The organism is Paenibacillus ihumii (assembly GCF_001403875.1).
GTDB classification, from domain to species: Bacteria; Bacillota; Bacilli; order Paenibacillales; family Paenibacillaceae; genus Fontibacillus; species Fontibacillus ihumii.
On the sequence record NZ_LN884298.1, the window covers coordinates 228639 to 242120 of the forward strand.

Sequence of the window (13482 nt, forward strand, 5' to 3'; positions counted from 1 at the left end):
GTAAGACCTCATAAAAATTGGGATGGAAGGGTGGGCTGCTGACATGCCGAACATTAAACAAATCGCCGAGGCTGCCGGAGTCTCCATCAGCACGGTATCCCGGGTACTCAACAATCACCCCTACGTCCGGGAGGATAAACGCAAGGCCGTTGAGGAGGCCGTAGAGCGCCTGCAATATTCGCGGAACATGAACGCCGTTCACCTGGTCAAGGGAGCTACGCAGACAATCGGCGTTGTTCTTCCCCAGATCAATAATGCTTACTTTGGAAAGGTCGTCGAAGGGATCGGACAGCACGCGCTGCAGGTGAACTATCAGCTGATGCTGTGCCAGACTGGCTACCGTGCCCATGAGGAACGAAAGGCGCTTCACATGCTGCGGGATAAGATCGTTGACGGGCTCATCATCGTCTCGCGTTCCCTGTCCTTGAATCAGATCGAGAAATATGCCAAATACGGCCCGATTACGTTATGCGAGGAAGTGCGCGGGCGAGCCTTATCCAGTGTCTATTTCGATCACTATGCCTCCTTCCAAAAGGCTCTCATGTATTTGTGGGAGAAGGGACATCGCCGAATCGGCTACACGGTCAACCGCAGAAATAGCGCCAGCAGCATCACCCGCCACAAAGCTTATGTGGATACGCTGACCTCCCTCGGAGGCGAGAGCCGTGAAGCCTGGATCTTCGACAACTGCTTTCAGCTCGAAGATGGCGCCAGACTGCTGGCACATATCATGACTATGGACGACCCGCCAACCGCGCTCCTAATTACCGGAGACCAGGTTGCCGCCGGATTGATGATTGCCGCGCAGAATGAAGGCATCCGGATTCCCGGCGAGCTTGCCATTATCGGTCTGGATAATCAGCCGATCTCCAAGCTTCTTGGCATCACTACCATCGATAACCGGCTGAATGAAATTGGAGCGGAGGCCTTCGGCATCATCTACCGCCATATTACCAAACAGACCGACAGCACGATTATTCAGGAGCTGGGCTTTAAGCTAATTGAACGATCCACAGTTTAAGCATCGCGCCAGAGGTACTATTGGCCGGAGGTACTATTGTTCTGCGGTATAATCAGCAGCAGACGCAAAAAAAGCTGCCCCGCTTCATCCTTTTTGATGGAGCGGGGCGGCTTTTTGGGCTGCATGCCTGTGGCTATTGGTGGCACGGCTACGCCGAGGTGGCATGGCTACGCCGAGGTGGCATGGCTAGCGCGCTTGGCGGGCATAGATGCACCAGGGCAGTGCGGCTGCCGACGATGGCGGCGGGATCACCCTGGAGCCGTCGTTGGCCACCGGAGTAAGCGCCTGCCGCTAGACCAGCATAGGGCTTGCCCCCTTGGCGGGCGTGAATGCGCCAGGGCAGTGCGGCTGCCGACGATGGCGGCGGGATCACCCGGAGGCATCGTTTACCCCCGGAGTGAGCGCCTGCTGCCAGACCAGCATGGGGCTTGCCTACTTGGCGGGCGTGAATGCGCCAGGCTGCAAGGCTAGCCGACGATGGCAGCGGGATCACTCCGGGGCATCGTTGGCCACTGGAGTAAGCGCCTGCTGCCATGCGGTTAGCAATAGGCTTAACGCGCAGCCCTGTTGTTGTCGACGGCGGTTCCTCCGAAGAATTTGATGCAATACAAAGCGCAAATTCCGACGATCGTATAGATAATCCGAGCGCCTGCACTGTCTTGACCGCCAAAAATCGATGCTACCAGATCATATTGGAACAATCCTACTAGCAGCCAGTTAATGCCGCCGATAATGAGCAGCGTAAGGGCAATCGTATCTAATGTTTTCACGTTAGCTCCTCCTATTAGGAAATCAAACTTAAATTATGGTTTGTTACGATATACTATTTCCTAAAAATGCAGCTTTTAAAAACATTTTTTCAAAATATTCTTAACGGACATGGGATCCGTTATTTCCTCTATTTTGCTCGATTTGGCAATTTATCGGACACAGGATCCGCTATTGCCCCTAAAACTGCTCCATATCAGGTTCTTTTTGCCGAGTAGCGGAACCACGGTCCGTTAGTTTAAAATTTTGTGCTTTTTTCCGTAAATAGCGGAACTAGGGTCCGTTAGCTTCCACCAGATTTTGCCGTTTTATGCTATTTGCTCCACTCAATCCTGCTACTTGCTTCATTTTACTCTCACAAATCCTGTCACTCCCTAGAAATTACTTCAACCAACCCTGTTATGCTACGTCACTTAAAATTACCTCAGCCAATCCTGCTACTTCGCTTCAAGCTACTTCAGACCACTCCTGCTGCCTCACATTACTTACGAACTCCGAGCTGGGCTTGATCGCCCCAATTACTGCCCTCTACCACTGCCCGTTCACGCTACCCCTTATTTGATTCTCAACTGATTCCTTACACCTTGCACTTCCCGTCCTTCAGTAATTCTCCAAGGATTGTTAGGCCCTTTCCTGGTTTTAATCGTGACCACTTAGCCACCTTCAAACATTACAAATATTCCCACAAGCCTTAGCTAGCGTAAATAACGCAAAAAACCCGCTATAAAGCGGGTCTCACGGCTCGCTATTAAGCGGGTATTTTGTAGCGGTAAATGCACTATGCTCGGCAGATAGCCCATGCACATGCACTCCGCGGATAGACCATACACATACAGTTCACATATACACCGATGACTTAAACTTCGTAAATACACCACAAAATAAACACGCAATGTACCACTCTATACACCACGCAAATGTTCTGCAGAAATGTACTACACAAGTGCACTACACAAATACATTACACAAGTACATTACACAAGTGCACTACGCAAGTACATACACAGGTACACTACGCAAGTACACTACACAAGTGCACTACACAAGTGCACTACACAAGTGCATTACACAAGTGCACTACACAGGTACATTACACAAGTGCACTACACAAGTGCACTACACAGGTACATTACACAGGTACACTACGCAAGTGCACTACACAAGCACTACGCAAGTGCACTATGCAAGCGCACTATGCAAGCGCACTATGTATATGCATCAAGCAAATCTACTGTGTACGTAACACTATACTCATCTGCATTATGCACGCAGTACCTTTATATCCCTAATTTACTTTTTGGCGGGAAGCTGGAAGGAGCTCTTCAACGAAACGATCAGGTTAAAGACCGGGCGGCCCGGCTCCGAATATTTGGAGTCCACGTTGAAATAACCGTGCCGGAAAAACTGGAATTTATCCTGCGGCTTCACATCCTTCAAACCAGGCTCCACAAAGCCTTGAACCACCTTCAGAGAGTTGGGGTTGAGGTAGTCCATGAAGGTTTTCTCTTCGCCGGCTTCCTCGTCGTCGAGCTGAATTTCTTCTTCTACTTGCTCCTCCAGAATAAGTGGCTCATACAGCCGGAATTCCGCAGGCACTGCCTGAGAAGCGTCCACCCAATGGATCGTGCCCTTCACCTTGCGGCCGGTAAAGCCGCTGCCGCTCTTCGTTTCCGGGTCATAGGTGCAGTGGATTTCAAGCACATTGCCTTCCTCATCCTTGATCACGTCATTGCATTTGATGAAGTAAGCATGCTTCAAGCGAACCTCATTGCCCGGGAACAAGCGAAAATATTTGCTTGGCGGATTCTCCATGAAATCTTCACGCTCAATGTAAATTTCCCGGGAGAACGGGATTTGGCGATGTCCCATTTCCGGATTCTCACTATTATTCTCGGCTTCGAGCAGCTCGCTTTGCCCTTCCGGGTAATTCGTGATCACGACCTTGAGCGGATCAAGGACAGCCATCGTTCTAGGCGCCTTCAGCTTCAAATCCTCGCGGATGAAATGATCGAGCATTTTCAGATCGATTTCCCCATACGCTTTGGATACTCCGGCTTCGAATACGAACGCCTTGATGGCTTCCGGTGTCACACCCCGGCGGCGCAGGCCGGATATCGTCGGCATCCTTGGATCGTCCCAGCCATCCACGATACCCTCGTCGACCAGCAGCTTCAGCTTGCGTTTGCTAGTTACCGTTTGTGTCAGATTCAGGCGGCCAAATTCATATTGACGCGGAACGCTTGGCATTTCCGTCTCCTCAATGACCCAATCGTAGAACGGCCGTTGATCCTCAAACTCCGTCGTACAGAGGGAATGCGTGATGCCCTCAATCGCATCCTCCAGGGGATGGGCATACGTATACATCGGATAGATGCACCACTTGTCTCCCGTGTTATGGTGCGAAGCATGAAGGATTCGATAAATGACCGGATCCCTTAAGTTAATATTAGGCGAAGCCATGTCGATTTTGGCGCGCAGCACCTTCTCGCCGTCCTTGAATTCACCCGCGCGCATGCGGGCAAACAAATCCAGGTTCTCCTCCACGGAACGGTCGCGGTACGGGCTGTTCTGTCCTGGCTCGGTCAACGTCCCGCGAGTCGCGCGAATTTCCTCCGGGCTCTGATCATCGACGTAAGCCTTGCCTTTCTTGATCAGCACAATCGCCCGCTGATACATCTCCTCGAAATAATCGGAAGCAAAATGCAGCTCTTCCCAATCAAAGCCAAGCCACTTCACGTCTTCCTTGATCGAATTGACGTATTCTACGTCCTCCTTGACAGGATTCGTATCGTCAAAGCGCAGGTGGGTGCGTCCGCCGAATTCATCCGCAATCGTGAAGTTAAGCCAAATTGCCTTGGCATGGCCGATATGCAAATAACCGTTAGGCTCCGGCGGAAAGCGCGTAACGATCTCCTTCACCTTGCCGCTCTTCAGATCCTCGGTAATAATATTCTTAATAAAGTTTGGAGGGGTACTGTTACTGCTGTTATGCTCCACGGATATCAACCTTTCCTTAAATGATAAGCCTCGTTCTGACCCGATTTTCTTCTTATAAATATACCGATAACTTCGCAATAGTTCAATGGCAGGGCTTTTCACGGCATCTTCGAGTGGGCGCTGTCAGGCGTTTTTTGTTATGATATAAGACAGTGTAACTTCGAAGTCTCTGCATCCTTATATCACAAAAAAATCCCGCTAAAGGCGGTCTGCTTCTTGGAAGGTGTCCCGATAGATGTTTTGTATTGATAGGCCAGCGTAACTTCAGAGTCTTTGCATCCTTATATCACTGAAAAACTCACGCTAAATACAATCTGGCACCTTGGAGGTGCCGCGGCAGACGTTTTTGTTATGATAAAAACCATCCATTCTCGCGAAAGGACGTATAAACTATGAGTATTACCCCTTTAAAGCTGCCTAGAGAGCAGCGCGAACAAATTATAGCGCTTATTCAGGAATATTTCGAAATGGAACGAGGCGAACAAATCGGTGACTTGGCCGCGGACGGTATGCTCGATTTTTTTCTGAAACAAATCGGCCCTTATGTATACAACCAGGCACTTGGCGACTGTCGGCAGCTCGTAAACGAGAAAATGGCATCGCTGGAGGAAGACATCTATGCGCTTGAACTAAAGCCCAAGCGGACCAGATAATAAAAGGGAGTAGAAGCCCCTCCCTCTCTTCGGGTGCCTTACCGTGCATCATCGGAACCCAACCCGGGCCCTGGTCCTGCTCCTAACCCGAAAGAAACCCAATTGAAACCCAATCGAACCCGATCAAATCCCGATCAATCTCATCAAATCCTGACTGATCGGTACCGATCCGAATTCCGGCAATGAATCCCGATCCGAATTCCGGCCCGAGCCCCTATCCATGTCCCGATCCGGATTCTGGACTTGGGCCGCCCCCGGCTCGAGACAGCGCTTCTTCCCGTCTGCTCTGGGCGGAAGCCTCCAAAGCAATCGGGTACCACATCAAGATATCGTCCACGAACTCCCCTTCAATGCAATACTCGGCAATCAGCCTGCCCTGCACCATAAATCCGCAGCTCTCATAAAATGCAACAGCGCATGGGTTTGTGCTGAGCACGCGTAGCGACAGCTTTCCGATTCCCTCCTCCGTAGCCAGCTTCTTCACTGCTGCCATTAGCTTGCTGCCGATCCCGAGCCGCCGGTAGGAAGGGTGGATCGCCAAATGAATCTCGTATACATGGCGATGGCATGCCATCGACGTCGGCGCGGCAAAGCCCAAATACCCGCATACCTTCTCATCGATTCCGGCCACCAGTTGTCCTCCGGGCGGGCATTTCCGCAAATATTGCTCCCGGGAGGCCCATTTGACAGGAGACGGGCTTGTCCTGCTGTCCCATACTATTTCATCAAGCTGCATTAACTGAGCCGCATCACGCAACTCCGACCGCCTGATCCATATCCCGGAATCCCGGTGCAAATCCGATTGATCAGCCATGAATGCCGCCATCCCTTTCCATCGTCCAATAATCGTCCAATAATGGATGTACTGCCATTTATTATACCACTATAAGGAACTTGCTCAAAAACCATCATATTGCATTGTTCGCGGCTGTCTGCACCAGATCATCCAGGGATACGCAATAACGAATGCGGCGGTAAGCGCCGCCCTCCCCGCAGGACGCGGGCGCAGCAGGACGAACGCACTATCTGCATGAAAAAGAAAAAGCCCTTGCGGGCTTTCCTATACATATACACAAAGCTATCCAGTATCGCGCAATCTTATTCACTCTGCTGGCGCGCAATCCTATTCACTCCGCCAGGCCCTTCCCTTGACGCTTTACCTCGACAACTGTCGAGAAGAAGGTCGCCCCGTTGCCCATATCGGAGAGGCGCTCCGGAGTCAGCGCATTCGCGCGCTGGCGCTTGCCCTCCTCCTCCCACCACAGCCCCTGGCTGACGACGGTTCCTGGCAGCATCTTATCTGTTACCTGTGCGGTTACGGCAAAATGGCCGCGATCGTTCCAGACAAGCACCTCATCCCCATCCGCTATTCCCCGGACTTCGGCATCCAGCGGATGGATTTGCAGCGCTGGCCCCTTCTCCAACGCTGCCAGCTTCTTCACATTAGCGAAATTGGAATTAAGGAAGCTGTGGTTCGGCGGCGAGATGAACATAAGCGGATAGAGAGAGCCCTTGCCCGGGCGCCGCACCCCGTCGTAGCCCTCGACGAGCGGAACATAGGTCGGCAGCGGCGGAAGGCCGGCATCCGCCATGCGCTGCGAATACAGCTCGATTTTGCCGGATGGGGTGGGAAGCGTCTCTAAATAACGCTTCTGATGCTCCATATTCAGCTTGAGGAAGCGATGCTCCTTCAGCCCTTCCAGTGTCACAGACTCGATATAGGGGTTAGCCGGATGATCAAGCGCCTGGCGAATCATGTCCTCCTCCGTATCCTGGAAGGCTTCCTCGGCGAAGCCCATCGCTTGGGCGAGCAGCTTGAACACCTCTATATTGCTTTTGCTCTCTCCTTGTGGAGGGATGACGGGCTCTTGAAGCTGTACATAGTGATGCCAATACGATGAATATAAGTCCATGTTCTCGAAGGTCGAGGTCGCCGGCAGGACGATATCCGCATATTTGGCCGTATCGGTCATGAACAGGTCGTGCACTACTGTGAACAAATCCTCGCGCTGCAAGCCCTGTTCCACTTTTTCCGTCTCGGGTGCGACCACGGCCGGATTGGAACAGTAGACAAACATCCCGCGAATCGGCGGATCCAGGGACAGCAGCGCCTCGCCAAGCTGGTTCATGCTGACGACCCGGGCATCCGGATTCGGCCGGAGATCGGGACGGGCTAATGCGGCTTCATTGAATTTCGCGTAATCGCCGTTCGATTTGATCGCTCCGCCGCCCTCGACGAGCCATTGCCCGGTCAATGCGGGAAGACAAGCGATCGCCCTTACGTTCATGCCTCCGTTGTCATGATGCTGAAGACCATTGCCGATCTGAATGAACGCCGGGGACGTCTCCCCGTACATCTCGGCCAGCTTGACGATATCCTCCGCCGGAACGCCGGTAATTGCGGCCACCTTGTCCGGTGTATACTGCTTCACATGCTCGCGCAGCTCCTTATGGCCGACGGTATATTTCTTCAGGAACTTCTCGTTTACCAATCCCCGCTCAAACAGAACATGCATCATACCAAGGGCCAGGGCGGCATCCGTTCCTGGATGGAGCGGAATGAACCAGTCCGCCCGATCGCCAGTCCGATTTCGGTGCACATCGATTACTACCAGCTTTGCGCCTTGCTTGCGTGCTTTCTCCATAATTGACCACGCGTGCATATTCGTGCTGATCGTGTTCTGCCCCCATACGATGAACAGCTTAGCCTTGACGCTAGCCTCCGGGCTCGTTCCCGCCATGAATCCCATCGTATATCTCCAGCCAGCGTTTCCGGCGGCACAGCAAATGCCTTGATCCAGCCGGGTTGACCCAAGCCGGTGAAAGAAGCGGCGATCCATGCCTTCTACGCTGATCACTCCCATATTGCCATAGAAGCTGTAAGGCATAATGCTCTCGGATCCGTAATCACGAATCAGCTCCGTAAATCTCCCCGCAATCTCGCCGATAGCCTCTTCCCAGGTGATCCGTTCGAATTTCCCTTCACCCTTGGCCCCCGTTCGCCGCAGCGGATAGAGGATGCGTTCAGGGTGATAGACCCGCTCCGTCATATTGCGGACCTTATTGCAAATAGCCCCCCTCGTGATCGGATGCTCGGGATTCCCCGTCACCTTTACAATTTTCCCGTCTTCTTTATGCAATAACAGGCCGCAAGTGTCCGGGCAATCCAGGGGACACACAGCCGGAAATATCCCGTCCTGTTCATGAATCATCTCATACACACCTTTCCAAACAAACAATAGGCAAAAAACATACTGATCAATCTATCATATAGCTCTTTGCAAATTCATGTAAAGTATAATTGAGTTTAGATAGGTTGAGTTTAGATAGGTTGAGTTTAGATAGGTTGAGTTTAGATAGGTTGAGTTTAGATAGGTTGAGTTTAGATAGGTTGAGTTTAGACGATTGAGCTCCGGAGCGCCGCTGTATCGCATGGAACGCCAAATAGCCCTCCCTCCCGGCATGATGCCGGGCATAGGAGAGGCTGCTGATTGAAATGGCTTCTTTTCCTGGATTCTTCAGATTTCAAGCCGATTTCCGGTTGCCTGCGGCGGCCGGACTGGAAACGGCCTGTTCGTTCCGGTTCTTCAGATAAGCCGTCCAGTAGGCCCCTGCGACAAACAAAGCTCCGCCGGTCAAATTGCCTAGCCAGACAGGCACGAAATTTCGAAAGTAATCTTCCCAAGAGAAATAACCCTCAAATATCGCCGCGGGAAGAAGGAACATATTGGCGACAACGTGCTGGAAGCCGATGGCGACAAAAGCCATCGTCGGGAACCAGATGCCGAGAATTTTGCCGCTGATATTATCGGCGCCGTAGGACAGCCACACGGCAAGCGCAACAAGCCAGTTGCAGCCGATCCCGGATACGAAGGCCTGCAGGAAGCTGTCATCCAGCTTGTGCCCGGCCATCGCGATCAATTTATCAAGATAAGGACCGCTGGAGGTCAGCCCGACGACATGCCCGAAGAAATAAGCTACAAAGACGGCGCCGAGAAAATTGGCCAGGGTGATAAGCACGATATTCTTTAACATTTCCAGCGTCGTAATACGGCCGGCCATCCGCGCGAGCGGCACGGCCATCATATTGCCCGTCAGCAGCTCGCCGCCTGCGAGCAGAACGAGGATGAGGCCGATAGGGAACACGGCGGCCCCGATGAAGTTGACAATGCTTCCCCACTCCTGCGGCGCATTACTGATCACCCGAATGTCGAGCAAAAAACCGAGAGCGATAAAAGCTCCGCCGAGAAAACCCAATATAATCACAGTCAGCAGCGGATTCCGCGCCTTCTGGACTCCCGTATCCACGGTTATTTCCGCAATTTGCGGCGGTTTGTAATAAGCCATGGTAATCATCTCCCTTGAACTGAGCAGTACCAACCGGGCAGTACTCTGTCTATATATTTCCTTCTCATTGTACCGTGCCCCGGTGTGCCCGCAATGTAATATAAGTCACCTCAGGCATGAAAGAAGCCACTGCACAGGGCATGACCCCCGCAGTGGCTATATTCTTTTAAGGCAGGGATTGCTTCCAGTCACTCCTCGATCAGACGTGGACGATTTCCTGAGCCGGCACTTCAGGAAGCACCTGCAGTCCCGCACTGTTCAAGAAATTCCATGGCTTGTTAAAATGCGGCTGAAAGAAGAAATCGACGAACGCCAGCTCCTCCATCTTCATATCATTTTGGATGCAGACGGAGATGGTATTGATCGATTGCGTCAAGTCCACCTTGGACATAATTTGCGCGCCCAGAATCCGCCGGGTCCCCTGCTCATATACGAGCTTCAGCGTAACCTTTTCATGGCTAGGCATAAACTCCGGACGATAGCTGTCGGTTACCAGCACCGATTCCGCTTCAAGTCCCGCTTCCTTGGCTGCTATCTCCGTCAGCCCGGTGGCTGCAATGTTGTTCTCATAAATCTTGATACCTGAGGTTCCCTGGGTTCCAAGATATTTCACCGTCGGCGATACCAGATTGCGGGCGGCCAGCGTCCCCATGCGCACGGCATTGGTGGCAAGAGGAATATACGCATGGCTCTTAAGCGGATTGTAGTATACGGCGCAGCTGTCGCCTGCAGCGAACACATCGCGCTTGCTCGTACGCATATACTCATCTACGAGGATCGCCCCATTATCCAGCATATCGACCTGGCCCTTCAGCAGCTCCGTATTCGGCTTGAAGCCGATGCATAGAATGACAACGTCGGCCGCATAGCGCCCATGATCGGTCACGACAGCTCTCACCTTGCCCTCTTCGCCCTCAAACCGCGTAACCTTCTCGCCAAGCGCTAGTGAAATACCGCGATCACGAAGGGTATTCTCAATAACATCCGTATATTCCTCGTCAAGATATTTGCTTAGAATCCGCTCCTCCGCATCAATCAGCGTGACGCTCTTGCCGTTCATCTGAAAAGCCTCGACCAATTCAATACCGATATATCCGGCGCCGACCACGACGATATTTTGCGCCTCCTTCCCTTTCTCAATAATCAAGTTGGAATGATTGAAGTTTTTGGACAGAATGATGTTATCCAGTTCGATCCCTGGAAATTGAGGAACTACGGGCCACGATCCCGTCGTAACAATCAGCTTGTCGAAACGATCGGTAAATTCCTCCCCGGTCTGCAAGCGGCGAGCCGTCAGCTGCTTCCGGTCTGTGTCTACGTAGGTCACTTCATGAAGCATTTTCGTCTCTACGCCAAGCTCCGCAAGCTGCTCAGGCGATGAGTAGAACAAGCCTTGGGGATCCTTCACTACGCCGCCGACATACAGGGCGATTCCGCACGACAGGAATGAAATATTGTCGTTGCGCTCATACACGGTTATCTCTGCCTCAGGATATAATTTTGCTGTATTTACGATAGCTGCCGTCCCCGCATGCGTACATCCAATAACTGCTACTCTCATGGTTTCTCTTCCTCCTTAGTAATGACCCGATGTTATATATTGTTCAATTATCGGGATGTTTATTGTGAAATATATCACTTATGAAAATAAAATATTGTGAAATCATTCACCTTGTGATCTCTATTATAGTGTGATATTTTTCACATTGCAAGGGGTTATTCATAATTTTTTTCAGAGGAACATCCGAGAAATGAGAATTATTCCGGTTGTCGCCAAGGTTATCGCTGAGGCGGCCATCCTTGGCGGATGATTACAAGAAATATTAATAAACCGAATTCAGCCTATAAAAAAAGAGCTGTTCCCCAAAATCATCATAGATGACTGATATGCCCTCCTTATAGTAGCAGGCTTTATTTTTCCTGTCCTATATGGGGAGTATATCACTTTGGGAATAGCTCCTATGTTTTGCTGGATTGCGCCTGCCTGTGCAGCAGCTCCATTCGCTTCTCTTCCCTCTGCTGCTTGGTCAGCTTGGGACAAGAATAGCAATAGCCCAGACCCGTGCTGGTGCGGTAGGCCAGGCAGCAGGTCGGCTTCAAAGGCATCTTCTCGCCCGGCGAATAAGGATGATCCACCAGGACTTGTTTGATGGCAAACGGGTTGCGTTTAATACCAAACCACTCTGCGGACATCTCCTTGACAGATTCATGATCCGCTTGCAGCTTCGCGCGATGCTCCGCGGAATCCAGCTTGTTCGCCATTTGCTTGATATAATAGGCAATTCCCAGGGGAAGCTGGCCCCACAGCTGCGTTACCGGCAGCTTGGACACTTCAGCTGCTGATTCCATAACCGGCCGCAGGGTCTCTTTATAGAAGCTGCCAAGCTGCTGTTCCTGCCACTCTCCAGCCTTGCCCCCCGGCCATGCTATTTCCGAATCTTCCCCCAGCACAAAGAAAATCATCGGAAACTCATTTACCCGAACGACCTGCAGCGTTAAATTCTCCAAATGGAGGTTTAACCGCGGGCTTGTCAATGACACCATATATTGCACCGCCGCACAGAGAACCCGCCAGCTTGCCGCGAAATACGTCGCCGCAACCTGGATATCGAGCCCCTTGATCTCGGATTGGTACATGGTCAAGAAACGCTCGGTCCTGTTCCGATCCAGGAATGCCTTCCCTTCGATCGTATAAATGGCCTGATCTCTAGGTTCGCGAACTACGTAACATTGCTGCTCCAGCAATGAATAATCGATAGCCAATCGGTCCATATTGATCCTCCTGCTCCCTCTGAGCCTTCTGAATGCCCTGGCCGCTTATTAAAGTGCAGCCGCCTTATCGCCGGTGCCTGTAAGTACGCTGTTCTTCGAAAGCTGCCCTTTACTCTCAGCTGCCCGGTACAGCTCGTATGGAAGGCATAGCGGCACTCCGCTGCGGGGATCCGTTACGATATCCGCCTCAATGCCGAATACTTCGCGCAGAACGGAGGAGGTGACCACTTCAGCTGGCGCTCCTTCCGCAATCGCCTGACCCTTCTTGATGGCAATCATATGATGGGCATACCTAGCCGCATGGTTCAAATCATGCACGACCATGACGATTGTGCTCCCGGATTCCGCATTCAGCTGCTCCAGCAGCTGAAGCACCTCCAGCTGATGCGCCATATCCAGGAAGGTCGTCGGCTCATCCAGAAAGAGGATGTCCGTCTCCTGTGCCAGCGCCATAGCAATCCAGGCCCGCTGCCGCTGACCTCCGGACAGCTGTTCCAGCGCCCGGTCCGCAAACTCGTTCATTCCGGTGGCCTGAATCGCCCAATCCACGATTTTCCGATCCTCGGACTTCAAGCCCCCGAAGCCCTTTTGGTGCGGAAAACGGCCATAAGATACAAGCTCGTATACCGTAAGACCGTCGGGTGCCGTCGGATTCTGGGGCAGAATAGCAAGCTGTTTCGCCACCTCGCGGGTCGATTGCTTATGAATGGACTTCCCGTTCAGCAGCACCTTCCCTTCTTTGGGCTGCAGGATGCGGGCCATTGTTTTGAGCACCGTCGATTTCCCCGAGCCGTTCGCTCCTACAAGAGCTGTAATTTTCCCCTTTGGAATGCTGATATTCAGGTCTTCTACAATGAGACGGTCCCCATAAGCAATACTCAAGTGGGATGTATTCAAGGCCACCATAATGATCTCCCTTTCCGC

General features: G+C 51.9%; 11 protein-coding genes. 3 read left to right on the plus strand and 8 right to left on the minus strand.

From position 1 onward, the window contains the following. The first annotated feature begins 43 nt into the window (after positions 1-43). Together BN2762_RS06125 and BN2762_RS26810 are read left to right on the plus strand one after the other, a co-directional pair. Complete coding sequence (locus BN2762_RS06125; RefSeq protein WP_055106137.1) at positions 44-1021, plus strand: LacI family DNA-binding transcriptional regulator; 978 nt, start codon at positions 44-46, stop codon at positions 1019-1021. A gap of 123 nt (positions 1022-1144) precedes the next feature. Next, entirely contained in the window at positions 1145-1492 is a 348-nt protein-coding gene (locus BN2762_RS26810; protein ID WP_148499887.1) for a hypothetical protein, read from the plus strand. A gap of 80 nt (positions 1493-1572) precedes the next feature. Here the strand turns inward: BN2762_RS26810 and BN2762_RS06130 are convergent, their stop codons facing one another. Both BN2762_RS06130 and BN2762_RS06135 read right to left on the minus strand, forming a co-directional pair. After that, a complete protein-coding gene (locus BN2762_RS06130) occupies positions 1573-1791 on the minus strand; it encodes a DUF378 domain-containing protein (RefSeq protein WP_055106138.1) in 219 nt (72 codons plus the stop codon). A gap of 1288 nt (positions 1792-3079) precedes the next feature. Next, positions 3080-4786 (minus strand): glutamine--tRNA ligase/YqeY domain fusion protein, encoded by a 1707-nt coding sequence (locus tag BN2762_RS06135; RefSeq protein ID WP_392391565.1) that lies wholly within the window; start codon positions 4784-4786, stop codon positions 3080-3082. 392 nt (positions 4787-5178) lie between these two features. Between BN2762_RS06135 and BN2762_RS06140 the strand changes: the two genes are divergently transcribed. Continuing rightward, positions 5179-5439 (plus strand): DUF2164 domain-containing protein, encoded by a 261-nt coding sequence (locus BN2762_RS06140; RefSeq protein ID WP_392391566.1) that lies wholly within the window; start codon positions 5179-5181, stop codon positions 5437-5439. A gap of 214 nt (positions 5440-5653) precedes the next feature. Here BN2762_RS06140 and BN2762_RS06145 read toward each other — a convergent pair whose 3' ends face one another. From BN2762_RS06145 to BN2762_RS06170, 6 genes are all read right to left on the minus strand, one after another. Continuing rightward, a complete protein-coding gene (locus BN2762_RS06145) occupies positions 5654-6253 on the minus strand; it encodes a GNAT family N-acetyltransferase (RefSeq protein WP_074048577.1) in 600 nt (199 codons plus the stop codon). A gap of 313 nt (positions 6254-6566) precedes the next feature. Further along, on the minus strand, positions 6567-8651 hold the full coding sequence (locus BN2762_RS06150; RefSeq protein WP_083484788.1) for a molybdopterin-containing oxidoreductase family protein: 2085 nt from the start codon (positions 8649-8651) through the stop codon (positions 6567-6569). A gap of 313 nt (positions 8652-8964) precedes the next feature. Continuing rightward, positions 8965-9786, minus strand: a complete 822-nt coding sequence (locus BN2762_RS06155) for a formate/nitrite transporter family protein (RefSeq protein WP_055106141.1) — start codon at positions 9784-9786, stop codon at positions 8965-8967. 199 nt (positions 9787-9985) lie between these two features. Further along, positions 9986-11347 carry an FAD-dependent oxidoreductase gene (locus BN2762_RS06160; RefSeq protein WP_055106142.1) on the minus strand — a complete coding sequence of 454 codons (1362 nt, stop codon included), beginning with the start codon at positions 11345-11347 and terminating at the stop codon, positions 9986-9988. 398 nt (positions 11348-11745) lie between these two features. Then, the gene (locus BN2762_RS06165; RefSeq protein WP_055106143.1) at positions 11746-12558 is read right to left on the minus strand and encodes a (2Fe-2S)-binding protein; all 813 of its coding nucleotides are present in this window, start codon (positions 12556-12558) and stop codon (positions 11746-11748) included. 48 nt (positions 12559-12606) lie between these two features. Beyond that, a complete protein-coding gene (locus BN2762_RS06170) occupies positions 12607-13464 on the minus strand; it encodes an ABC transporter ATP-binding protein (RefSeq protein ID WP_055106144.1) in 858 nt (285 codons plus the stop codon). Positions 13465-13482 lie beyond the last annotated feature (18 nt).